A 16447-nucleotide genomic window follows, 5' to 3' on the forward strand; every position below is an offset into this window, starting at 1 on the left:
GCGCCTACCTCCGAACTCCGTAGACGGCTTCCGGCATGCAAGCGATGTACATGTTCCGCAGGTCGGTTGCTGCGTCCCCGGACACCGCGCTGCCGCCGCCTGCGGCTACGCCGAGGAAGAAGTCCATGCTGGTCGCGGCAAACCGCTCGACTCCGCCGTTGGCATGCCCGGTGAACGTCCTCGCCGATCCGGCCACGAACCGATTCCCGTCGCTGTCGTTGTTTGTGGCGGTCACGTAGCCGGCCGAGGCGAGGGCGGTGACGTTCGTCTCCGCCGTGTTCAGCCGCACCTTCAGCTCGTCCGGGGCGGTATTGCGCTGCATGTAGCCCTCGACGAACCGGCTGCCGCGGCGCAGCGTGAGATCCAGCGTGAGCCGGCCCGGGGACAGGCCCTTGGTCAGGCGGAGGATCGCCATCTCCGGGTCGTTGCGGAGCAGGGTCGCGCCATCCCAGGTGGAGATCTGGGTGCTGGACGCGGAGAAGATCGTCCACAGCTTCGACCTGTAGGCGCCGCCCGTGTACGACTGCACGTCCAACTGGCCGCCCGCAGATGCCGTCCAGGTGACGTTGACGAGGCCGTTCGTCAGCGACCAACCAATCGAGGCCAGTGGCACGTCAACGCCGTACACCTCCTGGCTGCCGGTGGTGGTGACGCGGACACGGCCGGCCAGGTAGTTGGTGGGCGGGCAGCCCCAGCGCGGGGAGGTGTTCGCTTGGATGCCGCGATACACGGTGATCGCGCCATCCGCCCCTGTCCGCGTCATCGTGGTGGGGTTGGTGGTGCCGGTGTAGTAGCCGTAGTGGCCGATGGGCGGGGCGTGCCAGCGTTCCCCCGTCAGGGAGAAGTCGTTCAGGCGGACGGCGCCGGTCAGCCGGGATTGCAGGTCGGTTTCGGCGTCGGAGCCGATGCGGTCCAGGCTAACTTTCCAGTCGGCGGTGACCGTCTCGTTCAGGTGCTCGGTGTACGTGCTCGCCGCAGTCTTGACCGTGTAGTAGCCGTTGCGTTCCGGCTTGTCGGTGAAGGTGACGGGGATCGCCTGGCCTGCGATCAGGCTGTTGATGCCGTCATGCCGGGCGATGACCTGCGCGCGGGTGAGCGGCGGGTAGGACTCCTGGCCTTCGAGGTCGAGGCTGCGGTCGCCGCCTCCGGACTCCGTGGCGGTGAACGTTTCCCGGAGGGGGATGCGGCCGAGGGTGATGTCACCCCAGTTGTACAAGGCCATCAGCGTGCCCTCTCCCGGTCGTAGTTGCGGAGCGCGTCCTTGATCTCAACAACCAGCTCTTGCGCGGCCTGCCTGCGCGCGGACCGGCTGGAGAAGTCGAACGTCCCGCTGACGGTGATGTTCTCGATCGTGACGCTGCCCCCGCCCCGGCTGGAGACGAGCTGCTCGAACATGGCCGTCTGCTGCGGGTCGAGAATCCGCTCCGGCCGCCGGGTGGCGTTGACGGCCATGGTGGCGCCGGGCTGCAGCAGTCCGCCGGAGTCGAACTTGGCGGCGGGTGCGAAGCCCCAGTGGCTGGTGAACATCGGGTCGTTCCAGCCGCGGGCGGTCTTGCCCATGTGTACGCCGCGGCCGCCGGAGCTTTCGACGTTCAGTCCGGCGATGGTGCCTGCGGTGTGGCCGACGCCGGAGTTGGTGATGCCGATCATGAACGGGGACTTCAGGTTCCGTACCCAGCCGGACGGGCCGCTGTTCCCGACGAACGCGCCCGTCGCCCACCGGCGGTGCGGGCGTTCACCGCGAATGACGGACTCAATGGCGCTCATGAAGCCACTGCAGTCCCAGCTGGGGTTTCCGTTGCCGGCCCACTGATAGGGCAGACCGTTCTGTGTCTTCGCCCAGGCGAGGGCCCGCTGCACGGACGGCCCGCCGACGGCTTTCTTGTCTTCGTTGCCGAACCAGCCGAGCATGCCGTCGAGGGCCTTGTTTGCGAGGCCGCGCATGAGGTTGCCGATACCGGAGCCGGGGATCTGGTTGATGAGCGGCCGCACCAGCGAGGAGATGGCTTTCTGGGCTGCGGACTTGAGGCCGCCGATGACGAGGTCTTTCGCCCAGTCGAGGGCGCCGCTGACGGTGCCGCTGATGCTGGAGCTGATTTTGCCGATGATGCCGCCGGATGCGAAGTGCTGTGCGCCAGCTTGCTCGCGTTGGCGTTCCTGTTGCCGGGTCGGGTTGCCGCCGGTTTTGGTGGGCCGGTCCTGGCCGAGCATGGCGTCGATGCCGCGGTGCCCGCCGAGCTGTGCGACCTGGGCTTTGGAGAGGATGCGTTCGCCGGGGGTGAGCATGGCGGGGACGGTGTCGGTGTTGCCGGTGCCGGGGACGACGCCGCCTCGGTTGAAGCCGAGTTTGATCTGGGGCAGGGTGATTTTGGAGCTGATCTTTCCGGCGATCATGTTCCACATGCGGCGGATGCCGTTGTTGTAGACGGTGTCGACGACCCACTTCACCGGGCTGCTGATCTTCGACTTGATGCCGTTCCAGATCGTGCCGAGGGAATCCCGCAGCGTGGAGAACGCTGACTTCATGGCGTTCTTGAAGTCGGTGATCTTTCCGCGGATCGTGGAGAAGATGCTCGACATCTTGTCCCGGGCGCCGTTCCACAGCGACGACCACGTGCTCGTGATCGCTGTCTTCAGTGAGGACACGCTGTCCTTGAGGCTCTTCCACGCCCCGGACACTGCCGACTTGAGGCCGGACCAGAAGGAGTCCCACTTCGAGCGGACCGCGTTCCACAAGTCCTTCCAGGTGTCGACCACCCACTTCTTCAGCGCGCTGAAGATCTCCTTTGTCTTCGTCCACAGGCTGGTGAACCAGCTGATGATGGCCTTCACCAGGTCCGGGATGATGGAGTGCCCGACGAGCGTGTCGTACAGCCACTTGAACCCGTCAACGATCAGCTTCACGCCGTCGGCCATGGCCTGCACGAACGTCGTGATCCACCCGATCACCGTCGTGATCACCGGCACCAGAATGTTGATCGCCCCGGCCAGCACGCCCGTGAACAGTTGCGCGAGCCCGATGATGAGCGGCATCAGCGGAGTAATCACCTGCAACGCCAAGGTCAGCAACGCTGTCGTCAGCTGAGCAATCGGCGGGATCAACGGCAGCAGCGCCGTGATGATCGGCGGGAACAGCGGCGCCAGCTGAGCGAGGAACCCGCCGAGCATCTGCACGATCGGCGTCAACGCGGCCACCACCGGCGTCAGCCCCTGCGCCAACGCCGCAACCAGCGGCACCAGCGCCGCCCCGATCGACGAGAGCACCGGCGCGATCGCCGTGACGATCGCCGCGATCAGATCACCGAGGGGCTTCAGCAGCGGCAGCACCGCCTCCACCAAGCCGACGATCACACCGCCGATATCCGACACCACCGGCAGCAGAGCGTCCACGATCGGCATCAGCGCCTCGCCCAGCGACCGTGCGAGGTCGGCGAGCATCGGCCCGAACTGGGTCGCCAGGTCGGTGATGACCGGGGCGATCGCAGCGAGCAGCGGCATCGCCGCCTCGATGGCCGCGCCCAGCGTTCCCGCCACCAGCTTCGCGATCGCGTTGACCGCCTGGAAGATCGACGAGAGAGCGGACTGCACCTCCGGCATCGCCGTGACCCGCCGCAGCTCCGCGAACACCGCGCCGAGCGTTCCGAGCGCATCCCCGCCACCTGTCGCGGCGGCCTTCATGATGTTGCTGATCGTTCCGAAGATGTCGCCCAACAGGCTGCCGAACTGCTTGGCGATCTCCACCCCGTGGTTGATCGAGTCCTCAAGCGCACCCGACTTGAACGCGTCGCCGAGCCGCTTCGCGATCCGGTCTGCGGCCTCGCCGGCCGCCTTCGTCAACCGGGCGAACGCCGGGCTCGCGGCGATGCTGATCTGCGTGAGCGCGGTGATGATCTGCCCCGGGATGCGGGTCAGATGCGCGGTGGCCTGGTTGAGGCCGTCGAACATCTTCCGCAGCTGGCCGGTCTTCGATAGTTCGATGACCGCGTTCGCGGCGTTCTTCGCGGTGGCGTTGAGGTTGTCGGCCATGCCGCCCAGGCCGTCGCGGAGCGGCGGGATGACCGCGGTGGACAGTTCAGTGAACTTCTGGCCGAGCCCGGCGAAGAGCCGGTCCTGAACGTCCAGCTTCAGCGAGCGCCACGCGTCGCGCTGCGCGAGGACCGCGTCCACGAACGCGCGGGCGTTGGGCGCCAGCTTCGCCATCGCCGTGCCGAGCTTGTCCGTGGCCGCAGCACCGGCAGTCTGCGCGTCCGCGAGGGCCTGCGCCGCCTCCCGTGCCGCCTCCTGCGCGTCCTTGATCTGCCGGGCCCCGTCCGTGGCGGCCTTCGCCGCGGCCGCCTGAGCGTCGGCAACATCCCGCTGAGCTTTCGCGATGCGCTGCGCCCCGTCCTCCTGCGCGCGGGCGGCCTCGATCTCCGCGTCCTTCAGCGCTTTCGTCTTGTCGGCGACTTCCTGGTTGGCGTCCTTGATGTCGTCCTTGGCTTTCTTGACCTTCTCCGAGCCCTCCACCCCGGCCTGGTTGGCGGCGTCGGTCTGGTCCTGCAACCGCTGCGTCTCGGTCTGCTGCTCCTGCAAGGCCTGGACGGCTTTGTCGTAGGCGAGCTGTGCTTTGTCGAGCTCCTCCCGTGTCGCCTTCGAGCCCTTGGCTTTGACCGCGGCCAACTCCTGTTCGGCGTCTTGGAGGTCCAGGACTTTCTGCCGCTGGTCGAGTTGGGCGTCGGTGAGCCGGTTGTTCAGGTCCTGCAAGTCTTCGGCGGCCTGCTTGCGGGCGTCGTTGAGGTCTTCTTGCGCCCGCCTCGCGGCGCGCTGCGCGTCGGCAAGGTCCCGCTCCGCCTGGGCCACCGACTCTGCGGCACGCCGGTTCGAGTCGGCGACGTCCTGGACGGTGTTCTTCAGGTTCTGCTGCGCATCCGCGATGTCCCGGGCTGCCTTCACGCGGGCTTCTGCCGCGTTGACTTCGGCGTCCTTGACTGCCTGCTGGGCCTTGGCGAGGGACCGCTGGGCGGCCTCCACCTTCTTGGTGGACGATTCGGCGGCTGCCGCGGACTTCGTGGCCGGCGCGAACGCCGCCTTGAACGCGTCGCCGATCCCGGAGGTGCCGAGCTTGACCGCGGCGAACGCGGCGCCCAACGACAGCACCGCAGGGGCGGCGATCGCAGCGGCCGGGCCCATCTCCATGATGGCCTGCCCCAGCGACGCCAATGTCGGCAACGCCCCGATCGCCAGACCGACGACACTGGTCAAGCTGCTCCTGATCGCGGAGAACGCGCCAGACAGGCCGCCGCCGAACATGCCAGCAAGCCGTGATGCGGCGCTGCGGTCGACGTCGGCGCGGATGTTGACGGTGCGGGTGCGCGTGAGGACCCCAAGCCGGGCGCGGGCATCGCCGTCGTTGAGGTTGACGCCGACGGTCATGTTGCGGCGGCGCGTGAGGTTGGCGAGCGAGTCAGCGGCAACGCGGGTGTCGACGTCGATACCTATGCGGACCTGGCGGCGCTGGGTGAGGTTGCGGATCTCATCGGCGGCAACGCGGGCGTCGACCGAGGCGCGGATATTGACGGTGCGTTCTTTGGCCAGCCGGTCGAGTTGTGCCTTGACCCGGTTGTAGGCCGCATCCGACATCTTCGGGCTGACGGTGACTTCGATGTCGTTCAGCCGCAGCCGGGACAGCGCGGACTCGTCGAGTTTGACCTTGACGTTCGCGATCCGCTCGCGGGCGAGCCGGTCGAGTTTCGCGACGGCTTCCCGGTCGTCGAGGTCTACCCCGATCTTGACGGTGTTCTTCTTGGACTTGAGCCGGTCCATGGCGCGGTCGTAAGCGGACTCGTCGGCTGTGACCTCGACGTAGCCCTCGGCGATCCTGAAGCTACCCGCCACCTGCGCTTCCTCCGCTCACGCTCACGAGCCCGGGGAACTGCGCCCGGAATGCCGTCAGTGAGACCTCGGTGGTCTCGCCTGCGCCCTGCCGTGGTGGCGGGGCGGTGTCGCTCGTGCGGGTTGGGGTGGTGCGTCGCGGTTCTTGCTGTTCGCGTTCCTGGTCGGCGCGGGCGGCCATCACGCCCTGGTAGGCGGTCAGCCGGTGCGCCAACGCGAAGTAGCGGGGTCCTGTGACCTCTTGCTCAAGGAGGTCGATGCCGTAGATCGCCAGGAAGTCCGCGTCGATGTCTTCTTGGTGGTCGAGGACCCAGACGATCTGTTCCAGCCGTTCGGCCAGACCAGCCGTCCACGTCAGCGGGCTTTTCCCCCCTTGACCTCAGCCTTACCGAAGGCGATCTTCTGCGCCATGTCGAGGATCTTCTGCATCTTCTTGTCGTCGAGGGTCGGGCACTGCTCCAGCGCCGTGTATGCCTCCGGGCCGAGCATCCGCTCCAGCAGGCGGACGGCCGCGACGCTCTCGCCGTACTCGCGGCCGAGCCGCACGAACTCCAGGGAGATGCCCTGCGGCACGACCTTGGGGACGGTGAAGACTTCCCCGTCGATCGAGAACAGGGCGACGCGTTCCTCGTCCTCGATGGCGCTGGACAGTTCGACGAGCTCGTACTCCTCGTCGGCGGCGGGCTTCGGTCGGGCCGCGGCGCGCTTTCGGGCCGCTGCGGTCTGTCGGGTACGGGCGGGGGTGGTGGATGCCATGGGTGGTGCTCCTCGCTGCGGTTTTTACGGGGGTCCGTAAAAACCTCGGACAGGGGTGGACCAGCAGGTCAGCTGAGCTGGTCGACGATGTGGAAGGGGGTGATGCTGCTGCTGACGTAGTGGCCTGCCAGCTTCAACGGGATCAACGTCTGCTTGTCCTTGGTGTAGGCGAGCTCGACCGAGTCGGTGTTGAGCATGCGACGGCCGATGACGCGGCGCCGGAACTGGCTGGGCGCATACCCGTCCATGATCACGGCGAAGTAGGTCGGCTGCGTCGCGCTCGACGTCACGTTCGGGTCGAACGACTTGTAGCCCGCACCCGACGCGGACGTGCCGCCGTTGAGGGTGGTCGACAGGTTCTCCAGCGTGGCCTCGGCCAGGCTCGTCTCGATGGTGAAGTCCTGCTTGGTCAGCCGGGAGCCGACGCGGAGGGTGATCTGGTCGACCTCCAGCTCCGAGTAGGTCTGGTCCACGGACAGCTTCACGCCGTCCTGGGTGCCACCCAGGTCCGTCCACGCGGACGCGGCCGGGACGGTGTTGACCGCGGTGTCGGTCGGCTCGACAGCCCCGAAAGCACCCGAGTAGAGGGTCGCCGGGCCTTGAATCAGATTCGTGGTAGTAACACTCACCGGTCAGCTCTCCTTGCTGGTGCCGCCCGCGGCGGCCTTCTTCGGGGTGGACGGAGCGGCGGGAGCCGCGGTCTGAGGTGCGGGCGTCGTGCTGTCGTCGACGAGGAGGCCCTGACGCTGGAGGTCCAAGGCTTCGATGTCGTCGACCTCGATCGGCTGATCGGGTCGCATGGTGGTCCGGACGATCGGCATCAGGGGTAGTCCTCCCGACGAAGTGGAAAGCGGTGGTGGGCGAACTGCGGCAGGTGCGGCAGCGCGATGGTCTGCTCGGGCGGAATCGAGCGGGGGCAGTCGACGATGCGGATGTCGCCGGTCAACAGGAACTCCAGCTCACCCTTGGAGTTGTGGACGATGACGCGTCCGTTCCAGGTGAGGAGGTCCCCGCCCAGGCCGGCGTCTTGGATGGCGTAGCGGCTCATGCCGGTACCTCCGTCCAGGCGATGACGAGGCCGGGAATCGAGTAGCGGGCGTAGCTGGACGGGTCGTCGGGGACGCGGCGGTGCTCGCCGGTGGTGTACGCGGACAGCACCCGCGCCTGCGGGTATCCGGTGCCAAGGGTGAGGGTCTGTGGGATCGCCGGGTGGTCGTAGCAGGCGGCCTGGATCGCCTCGGCGAGCGCGGCGGCCTTGTTCCACGGCGGCTTCTGCGACTGCGGGTTGACCGCCCAGCAGTCCACACCGACCGCGGGCTCACGCAGCGGGGTGTACAGGTTGGGGGTGCCGCCGGCGACGACGAGCGTGCAGAACCCGGACGCCGCCCAGCTGCTGTTGTCCTTCGGCAGGGTCGTGGCGACGCGGTCGCCGACGATCGTCTTCAGCCAGGCGGTGGCGACGAGTTCGGGGGTGGGGCGCAGGCGGAGGCTCATGGCGTCCTCCGCTGCAGGAGAGCGGGCCGAAGGTACGGCTGGGGCTGGGTGCCGGGGTGGTTGACGCGGGCGACGGGGTGGTCGGCGTCGGGCCAGTGCAGGGCCTGCTTGTTCCGCGGCAGGATCACGTGCGGGCTGGTGCCCATCTCTACGTCGGTGGCGTAGTTCACGTCGAGGGAGCCGACCCGCAGTACCTTGGTGTGGACTTCGGCGCGGAGGCTTTCGGCGAGGCGGCCGGTGCGCTTGGGGACGTACTGGCGGGCGTCGCCGAGGATGGCGCCGCCGATGGTGTCCTGCAACCAGTCGTTGATCGCCTGGTCGACGTGCGCGCGTGCGCTGGGGTCGATCCGCACGCCGGATCGCGCCATGGCCGCCTCCTCTCCGAAGCCGGTCTCGTACTCGTGGCCGCCCGGTCTCCCCGAGCTGTGGTGGCCTGTGCTGTTAGGTGGTGCGCCGCAGATCCAGCCGGAGATCCGGTGTCACTGCGGGGTTCGCCATCTGGGAGACGGCGTCGACGATGTACACGGCCCCGGTGCGCTCATCACGCACCCGGTCCTGATCGGTGACGTCCGTACCAGCCCGGACGCGGGCGACCGCGTAGCGGACGATCCGCGGGGTGGGGTCGTCGCGGGTGGTGACCCGCCTGGACTGCTCCGTCAGGCTCGCCGGGATCCCCGTCACGATGGGGGTGTCGGTGTCCTGCTCGTCGCCGTAAATGTCGGTGGTCGTGCCGCGCAGCACGGCGAGAGTGGTGGTCGCGATAGCGATCGGCATCACGGCCCCCCGGTGTACGGCGCCCACACCATGTGCTCGTCCGAACCGTCGAAGAGCGCGTCGCCGACGATCGGGCCCGCGCCCTCCACCGCCGACCGGATGTGCACCGTCCTCGACCGCATCCACGACACCCGCTTCAACGCCCGCGCAGCCATGGGTGCGAGGACCAGACCGTCGCCCTGCAACGTGGTCGAGACCTGGTCTTGCTGGATCTGCGTGGCATCCAGCCGCGTCTCCAGCCCGAACTGCCCCGCGATCCACGCCGCCTGTCGGGCGACGGCCTGGCCCAGCCAGTGGAGATCCCGCGTCCGCAGTCGCGCCGTGTCGGCGAAGATCCGGTTCGTGAAGATCTCAATGTCTGACTGCGCCTGGGCAAGCTGCGCATCCGTCACCGACACCCCGGTGGAGTCGATGACGTCCTGTGCGGTCGCCCAGGCGTTGACCATGGCTAGGCCCCGCCCTCGATCACGTCACGCGGGGTGGTGGTGTCCTCCGGGTGGTGGTCGACGGACGCGGGGACGGTCTCCACCGAGTACGCCAGCACCAGGGACAGACCGTCCGCGTGTTCCGTGGCGCCGTCGAAGGACACGTCGCCGCGCGGGTGCAGGCCCCGCTGGATCGCCTCGTTCACGACTCCGGCGCGGTTCGCCTCGTGCTGGTAGTCCTCGTCGTTCCAGCGTGCGGCGAGCACGACGAACTCCTTCACGAACCGCATGTCGTCGGCGCCGTCGGCGGTCCGCTTGTCGACCTCGACCTCGGGCTCGCCCGCCTTGGCGGGGTGCTGCCGGGTCCGCGACGTGCTCTTGCTGGCGGGCTTCCTGGTGGTTGCCACGGCTCACCTCCCTGCCTGCTGCTGTACCGCCCGGAGCCGTCGGGCGGTGCAGCGTCGTGGGGTGGTCAGCCGACGAGGATGGACGCGCCGTTGGGGTGGCCGTAGGCCCATCCGCGGCGGGCGCGCATCTTCAGGATCGACTCGTCCGTCAGGGCGCTGAGGCCGTCGCGTCCGTCGATGAACACGGACTCCGGGCCGGAGCGGATACCGAGGAGCATCAGCTCCGGGTTGACGAACGCCATGATGGACCGGCCCGTCGGGGCGCTGGTGGCCGTGGCCGCGAGCTTCGCACCCAGCGACCAGCGGATCGGGACACTGAAGATGGTGTCCGGGGTGCCGGCTGTGCCCTCGATGAAGATGGGCCGGTTCTGGGAGTCGAGGACGCCGCGCAGGCTCTTGCGGAAGGCGGGGTGGGCGATCGCGTACATCGAGCCGGGGTCGAAGTAGTCGCCGGCTTCGACGAGGCCGATGGCGGTGGAGAACTCGCTGTAGGTGGGGGCGCCGGACGATGCGGCGGTGGTGATGTTGGCGCCGCCGGTGTAGCTGAGGGTGGCGTCGGTGGTGTTCAGCAGCTGGTACAGCGAGGTGAACGGGATGGTGGTGCCGTTCGACGCGGCGGACACGGCGAGCGACGCGTTGTCGATCATCTTGGCGTAGGACTTGCCCCAGCCGACCATCTTCGCCTCGATGACGTTGGCCACCGAGTCGTCGATGTCCTCCTCGGCGATACGGACGGCCTTGCCGAACTTCACCGCGGAGAGCAGGACTTCGTCGTTGAGGCTGGTGTCCTCGCCGTAGGTGCCGCCCTTCGCGACGACTGCGACGTCCATGCCCGCGGTGCGGGGGACGTGCTTGGTGTCGGAGCCCATGGGGATGCGGGCGGCGAGTGCCTCGACGGCGGAGAGCTGCTGGATGGACTGGACAACCCTGGACGTTTCCCACTCTTCGGGGATCCAGGCTTCCATGGTGTTGCGTGCGATGGCTACTGCCCTCCTTGGGGCGGCGTGATGGGGAAGCGGTTGAGGCTCGGGCCCCATCACGGGCGCCTTCGCAAGAAAGGTGCTAGCCGGATTCGATCACCGAATCGTAGCTATGGCCACCAATGTACCTTCGGATGTCAAGCCCTGCCCAGGATCCTGGCAGCGTGCAACTCCGCCGTCGACTTCGGCTTCTCCGCAGCAGCCGGACGCGGCGCACCCGTCGGCCGCGGCTTCGGCTTCGGCTTCTCCTGCTGAATGAACTCCGGGTACTCACCCTTCATCCGGTCCACCTCGGACTCGACACCCAGGAGCGCGCCGTCGTCATCAACGGACAGGGCCTCCCAGTCGACCAGCTTCATCAGCCGTTCCGGGCTCGCGAACCCGGCCTCGATCAGCGCGGCCTTCATCCCTGAGCGCTTCATCGGCTCCCGGTACCGCTTCTCGCCCTCCTCGCGGGCCTCCCGCAACGCCTTCTCATGCTCGGTCTCGCCCGCCCGTGCCGCCTCCTCCAACTCCTTGTTGCGGAGCCGGTGCCGCTTCGCATCGTCGTTGGCCTTCTTCAACGCGGCCTGCGTCCGCGCCCACTCGTCCTTCGACGGGGCCTTGTACTCGTCCGGCTCGGTCTTCTTCGCCGGGGGCTTCGGCTTCGGCTTGTCGTCCGGCTCCGGCTCGGGGTCGTCGGCCGGCTCTTCCTCGGGCTCCGGTTCGTCGTCGACTTCGACTTCGATGTCCGGGCCGTCGTCGTCCTCTGCGCCTCCGGCGATGATGTGGATCGGCTGTCCGTCGGCGCGGTAGCCGAGGATCGTGCCTGGGGGCAGGCTGATGCCGTCGGGCTGGTCGGTGGTGTGGATGCCCATCTGTGTTCTCCCATCACGGGGTTGGCGGCGGCCCATCGTCGGGCGCCGGGGGTTTATGCGGCGGCCGGGAACCGGCCGGTTCTGACAGCGGTGCGGGCGCGGGCCTCGACCGCGGGCAGCAGATCACCGACGGTGCGGAGCAGTTCGCGGGCGGCACGCAGGCGGGCGGCCCGGGATTCGGAGGGGCGCGCGGTGCCGTAGGCGAGGGAGCGGTGCGCCTCACGCTGCAACGCCAGCGGGAACGGCACACCGTTGCTGGTCCACGCGTCATCCCAGGGGACTGCCCGGCACCTGCAATGAGCATGGAGCGGGGGCCCCTCCACGCCCGGGGCGCGGCGGCGTTGCCGCGGGTCCCAAGAGAGGCCACCAGGGAACGGCTCATCGTTCCGGACCACACGCCCCGTGTAGGCCATGCAGCGCACGCAAGCATCTGCTTCTGACACCCACACCCGCAGCGGTGCCGTCGCCCGCACCACCGCGTCGAGGCCTTCGTGGACGGCGGTGTTGATGACCCACGCGATGTGCGCGCGGATCGCTGGCAGGACAGCGCGGGCGGCGCCGAGCCCGGCGAGGAGGTGCGACCAGCGGGTCACCCGGTCCGGGTGCAGCAAGAACACGGCCCGGTCACGGCGCTCGCCCACCAAGTCCCTGATCCGGCGCGCCTCGTCCCGCAGCACACGGCTGACGGACGGCACGCGCGGCTCCCGACGCCGACGGCCAGACGCGGCCCGCACGAACTCGGTGCCCTGCCGTACCCCCATCGCCAACGCCGGGCCGAGACCGGCCGCGATCCTCGATGGCGCACGGCTGGCAAGGTCGTCGAGGAGACGGCGAGCGGCGAGCCTGGCCGCGGAGAGGATCCTCCGCAGCGCTTCACCTGGTGTGGCGGGCTGGTCCGGGCCGCCGTAGGCGCGGGTCCAGGCGGTGAGGGTGCGGCGGATGAGTTCCTCGAACGCGCGGTCGGCGCCGCGGAGGATGGTGGCAGCGAGCCGGTTCTCCAGGTCGATGACCTCACCGGTGTGGTCGTCCTGCACCAGGGTGATGAGGCGGTCGCTGGAGTACGGCATCAGCCCTCCTCCTGCGCTACGGCGAGGGCTTCAAGGTCGTCGATCGTGCCGGACAGCAGACCGGTGACCTGCTCTGTGGTGATGACGCCGAGGGCTTGAGCGCTGCCCAGCTTCTGCGCGCTGTCGGCCAGCGAGGCAAGGACATCAACGCGGCGCTGCAGCTCGGCGTCATCAGTGCCAGCGAGCCACGCGTCAACCTGCTCCGCCCGGTATCCGGCCTCGATCAGTGCCTGTCGGCGGGGCACGCCTGCTGCGATCTTCGCGGCTACGGTCTGCCAACCCTCGACGTCATCGATGGTTTCGGCGGGCTTCCAATGGACGGTGACCACGGGGTCTTCGACACCGAGGCGACGCAGCGCGAAGCTGAAGGCCTCCCGCAGGGTGGCTCCGTAGGCGAGCTGCCGGTTGGCGACCTTCTTGGTGAACGGGGCGTCCTGCGCTCGGACGGACTGTCCGGACGGCTGCTCCCCGGACGGGTCGAACAGGTGCAGCGGGGTGGTGGTGATCTGCGCCATCGCCCGCACGTTGAACATGATCGGGTCGAGGAACACGGACGGGTTCGCCGCGTCGAACTGGCCGACCTGCTTGAAGCCACGCAGGAGCATCAACTCACCGGGCCCGGCCTTGAGACTGCTGTCGTCACCTGAATCGGAGGGGCCGCGGCCGTTCTCGTTGAGGGGCCAGTCGTCGTCATCGAAGTCGCCGGGCTCCAGATCCGAGGTGTCGGTGTTCGCTGCCTCGGTGAGCGCGTACCGCTGCGGGAAGCCCTGGTAGTCGACCGTGCCCATATGCGTCGACTGGAGCTTGGTGATGGCGTTCTGCGGGCCGTAGGCGCCGTAGTGCTCCGGTACGCCGTAGGGGCGGTCGTTCCTGAAATGGAAGCAGGGCTGCTCGCCCCAGTCGTTCTCGATCAGCCACGACTCGGGGTCCTCGGGGTCTGCTGGCCAGTGCATCCAGTCGCCGGGCTGGTCGCCGCGGGAGTTCACTCCGGTGGTCCAGCGTTCGGTGCGGTCGTCGTACAGCAGCTCGGCCCGCTCGTAGGGGCCGTCGCAGTACCGCTTGATGGTGAGGCGCTTGCGGCGGGGGTTGTCCTCGTCGTAGATCATGCGGACGGTCTGCGGGCTGTTGTAGAACATTTCGACGCGGACGACGGTGCCGTTGTCGTCCTCGACGGGGAGCACCATGAGGTAGGCGTCGCCGAACTCGCCGGCCCGCCGGAACACGTCGGGCATTTCCAGGTCGAGTTGGTTGTCTTGCCAGATCTTGGAGATGAGGGCGGTGGTGGCGTCGTCCTGGCCGGTGATCCCTGCGATTTCCAGGCGGTCGGTGACGGCGTCGACGGGGGTTTTGGCGAAGTTGAGGTCGAAGTCGATGTTGTGGGTGCGGAGGGCTCGACGGATGCGTGTGGAGGTGAAGACTTCGGGGACTTTGCCGTCGTAGTAGAGGGCGGCCTGGTCGTAGTCGGGGCGTGCTTCCTTCAGCTCTTCGATTCCGAGCATGAGGTCGGCGCGCGTCTCGTCTTCCAATGCGACCTCCAGCCTCGACCTTTGAATCGAAGGATAGACGGTCGGGTGAGTCGCTGTAAGTCGCCCAGGGTCACGCATGAACGCTGGAAACGAAGGTCACACGTAGCTTGCGCGCGCCGCGCTCGGCGGCGGGCTCTTCTTCGGCGGGCGCAGGAACCGCAGGACCCCGTTGCCGACACTGTCGACAAGGTCGTCATTGAGGCCCTTCGGAAACGCGACCATCTCCTCCTCCAGGTCCAACAGCCGCTTCTCATGCACCACCCGCGGCGGAACCATCTGGTACAGGTTCAACAGACGGCCTGCCCGCACCGTCTTCGGTTCCGTGTTGTGCACCGTCAGCAGACGGACCGGCAGCCCGTGCAGGACCTCCCGCCACATGTCGCCGCCCTGGTTCGTCTCCACCAGCACCGCACCGACCTCCGGGAACGAGTCGAGTAGCTGGAACACGCGCTCGCGCAGGGCCGCACCCTGAAGCTTCACCCGCTCGGCGTGCTTCACCACGCACCGCGCAGGAGCGACCGCGGCCGCGGGGACCCAGCCGATCACGGACAGGCCCGTGAAGTCCGACGCCTTCTTCGTCGTCACCGCGCCGTCGATGGACAGGAGCTGCCGGGCCGCGGGCAGTTCCGCGTAGGTGAAGTCGTCCGGCGACCAGTAGTCGGTATCCTCCGGGACAGGCTTGTTGGCGAACGTCTTCGCGAACGCCCTCGTCGCAGAGATCGACTCCAGGTACTCCGTACTCCAACGCCCCGGCCAAAGAGAACGCTGGCTCCCGTCGTCGAGACGCACCAGCGGAGGAAAGTACGTGACCCGGAACCGCTCGTCGGTGATCCAGCGGTCCGGTTCGCCTATCTCCGTCACGCTCTTCGTCAGCCTGTCGAGGATGCCCCCGGGAAGGTTCACGGTTCCGACGAGCCGGACGTGCGCCCGGTCGTTCATCGGCAGGATGCCGTCGACCAGGGTCGTCAGGCGCTTCTTCGCCTGGTAGGCGGAGTAGCCGGCGCCTTCCTCGCCCTCGATGTCGTCGAGGAGCAGCATGTCGGGGCGCCGGTTCTCAGGGTCGACGAGGCCGAGGACTTCCGTATCGATGCCGCGGGCGGCAAACGAAAAGCCTGAGGTCGCGTGGAGCATCGACTGGCTATCCGCGACCGGGGTTCCGTTCACCTTCCGGGCTGGCACGACGAGATCGGGGTAGTCGGTGCGGATGAGTTTGTTGGTCTGGAGCTCGCGTCGCAGGCCGGCCAGGTGGTCTTGTGCCTGTGTGGCCGAACTGCTGAAAGCGGCAACGAACCGAACGTGATCGTGGCAGGCAGCCCAGAGCGGCACCGCGAGGAAAAGTGTCGTGCTCTTTCCTGAGCCTCGCGGCGCTACATAGGCGCGACGCGATTCCTTGGGGCCTGGGTCTCGAACCAGTTCCAGGGCGTCGCGGTAGATCTGCAGGTGGACGTCCCCGAACGTGATCCGGCCCTCGTGGTCCTTCAACAGGTGGGGAACGTACAGAGCGGCCCACATCAGGGGATCCAACCGTGTCAGTGCCCGGCGCCCTTCCGGGCTACCCAGGAGCCTCGGGTCCACCCTGGCCACGTACTCGCCGAGGTCGAAGGTCCCGGCGTCGTAGGGCTGGCCGGTGCGGGGATCGTGTAGGTACGGAGTCACGAGGCGCTACTCACTGGCGTTCTGCCCCTTGATTCGCGCTTCCTCGGCGGAGTTCCGCGCCTGCGTCTCGCGGATCAGTTCGGCAAGTTCGATGTCCTGCTGGGTGACTTCGGTGACCTGCGCTTGGATCTTCGTGGGCTGGTCGAGGCCGACCAGACGCCGGAAGCTTTCGAGTGAGGCGCGGGCTTCACGGAACGCAGCGAGCTTCGGCCCGATGTCGGGGACGGGGTTGCCCTCCTCATCGCAGATGATCTTTCCGTGGGAGACGGTGATGTAATCGCCCTCGGCCATCTCCATCAGACTGGCGAACATGAACTCCAGCCTGCGCATGTGCAGATCAAGGAGGTGCTCCGCCGGGCCTTGGAGAACAGCGCGGACGGCACGGCGGTGCGCTTCAGCAACGGAGCTGTGGTGGGCGTAGCCGACTTCGGCGGCGATGGCACGCTGCGACCAGCCCTCGGCGACGAGCTCAGCGACGCGGGCGTCACGTTCGGCGGTGGTGAGGGTGCGAACATACCGCCCGGTGCGTTCGCCACGCGCGTCCTGCTGCGGGTTACCTCGGGGGGTAGCCATGGTGGATGCCTCCTGCCAGCCTGTACCTTGACTTCAAAGGCTACGAGCATTATGGGCCTTT

At 68.0% G+C, this 16447-nt stretch carries 17 protein-coding genes; all 17 read right to left on the bottom strand.

The window, feature by feature from the left end; translation table 11 throughout:
* Positions 1-4: 4 nt before the first annotated feature.
* Positions 5-1222, bottom strand: coding sequence for a hypothetical protein (locus ACZ4EG_RS31430; protein WP_467792965.1), 1218 nt, complete (start codon positions 1220-1222; stop codon positions 5-7).
* A complete protein-coding gene (locus tag ACZ4EG_RS31435) occupies positions 1222-5802 on the bottom strand; it encodes a hypothetical protein (RefSeq protein WP_467792966.1) in 4581 nt (1526 codons plus the stop codon). Before ACZ4EG_RS31435 ends, ACZ4EG_RS31430 begins: the two co-directional genes overlap by 1 nt.
* A gap of 423 nt (positions 5803-6225) precedes the next feature.
* Entirely contained in the window at positions 6226-6627 is a 402-nt protein-coding gene (locus ACZ4EG_RS31440) for a hypothetical protein (RefSeq protein ID WP_467792967.1), read from the bottom strand.
* Positions 6628-6695: 68 nt separating this feature from the next.
* Positions 6696-7256, bottom strand: coding sequence for a hypothetical protein (locus tag ACZ4EG_RS31445; RefSeq protein WP_467792968.1), 561 nt, complete (start codon positions 7254-7256; stop codon positions 6696-6698).
* 3 nt (positions 7257-7259) lie between these two features.
* A complete protein-coding gene (locus ACZ4EG_RS31450; RefSeq protein WP_467792969.1) occupies positions 7260-7448 on the bottom strand; it encodes a hypothetical protein in 189 nt (62 codons plus the stop codon).
* The gene (locus ACZ4EG_RS31455) at positions 7448-7675 is read right to left on the bottom strand and encodes a hypothetical protein (protein ID WP_467792970.1); all 228 of its coding nucleotides are present in this window, start codon (positions 7673-7675) and stop codon (positions 7448-7450) included. The genes ACZ4EG_RS31450 and ACZ4EG_RS31455 overlap by 1 nt, the downstream gene beginning before the upstream one ends.
* Positions 7672-8121, bottom strand: coding sequence for a hypothetical protein (locus ACZ4EG_RS31460; protein ID WP_467792971.1), 450 nt, complete (start codon positions 8119-8121; stop codon positions 7672-7674). Before ACZ4EG_RS31460 ends, ACZ4EG_RS31455 begins: the two co-directional genes overlap by 4 nt.
* The gene (locus ACZ4EG_RS31465) at positions 8118-8489 is read right to left on the bottom strand and encodes a hypothetical protein (RefSeq protein ID WP_467792972.1); all 372 of its coding nucleotides are present in this window, start codon (positions 8487-8489) and stop codon (positions 8118-8120) included. The genes ACZ4EG_RS31460 and ACZ4EG_RS31465 overlap by 4 nt, the downstream gene beginning before the upstream one ends.
* 73 nt (positions 8490-8562) lie before the next feature.
* On the bottom strand, positions 8563-8895 hold the full coding sequence (locus tag ACZ4EG_RS31470; protein WP_467792973.1) for a hypothetical protein: 333 nt from the start codon (positions 8893-8895) through the stop codon (positions 8563-8565).
* Complete coding sequence (locus ACZ4EG_RS31475) at positions 8895-9341, bottom strand: hypothetical protein (protein WP_467792974.1); 447 nt, start codon at positions 9339-9341, stop codon at positions 8895-8897. Before ACZ4EG_RS31475 ends, ACZ4EG_RS31470 begins: the two co-directional genes overlap by 1 nt.
* Before the next feature lie 2 nt (positions 9342-9343).
* Positions 9344-9727 carry a hypothetical protein gene (locus ACZ4EG_RS31480; protein ID WP_467792975.1) on the bottom strand — a complete coding sequence of 128 codons (384 nt, stop codon included), beginning with the start codon at positions 9725-9727 and terminating at the stop codon, positions 9344-9346.
* 65 nt (positions 9728-9792) lie between these two features.
* The gene (locus ACZ4EG_RS31485) at positions 9793-10692 is read right to left on the bottom strand and encodes a phage major capsid protein (RefSeq protein WP_467792976.1); all 900 of its coding nucleotides are present in this window, start codon (positions 10690-10692) and stop codon (positions 9793-9795) included.
* A 152-nt stretch (positions 10693-10844) separates the two neighbouring features.
* Entirely contained in the window at positions 10845-11564 is a 720-nt protein-coding gene (locus ACZ4EG_RS31490; protein ID WP_467792977.1) for a phage scaffolding protein, read from the bottom strand.
* A 53-nt stretch (positions 11565-11617) separates the two neighbouring features.
* The gene (locus ACZ4EG_RS31495; RefSeq protein ID WP_467792978.1) at positions 11618-12631 is read right to left on the bottom strand and encodes a hypothetical protein; all 1014 of its coding nucleotides are present in this window, start codon (positions 12629-12631) and stop codon (positions 11618-11620) included.
* A complete protein-coding gene (locus ACZ4EG_RS31500) occupies positions 12631-14157 on the bottom strand; it encodes a phage portal protein (protein WP_467792979.1) in 1527 nt (508 codons plus the stop codon). The genes ACZ4EG_RS31495 and ACZ4EG_RS31500 overlap by 1 nt, the downstream gene beginning before the upstream one ends.
* 96 nt (positions 14158-14253) lie before the next feature.
* Complete coding sequence (locus ACZ4EG_RS31505; protein ID WP_467792980.1) at positions 14254-15639, bottom strand: hypothetical protein; 1386 nt, start codon at positions 15637-15639, stop codon at positions 14254-14256.
* Positions 15640-15819: 180 nt separating this feature from the next.
* Complete coding sequence (locus tag ACZ4EG_RS31510; RefSeq protein ID WP_467792981.1) at positions 15820-16386, bottom strand: hypothetical protein; 567 nt, start codon at positions 16384-16386, stop codon at positions 15820-15822.
* Positions 16387-16447 lie beyond the last annotated feature (61 nt).

This window comes from Streptomyces sp. NPDC025638, from assembly GCF_055558775.1.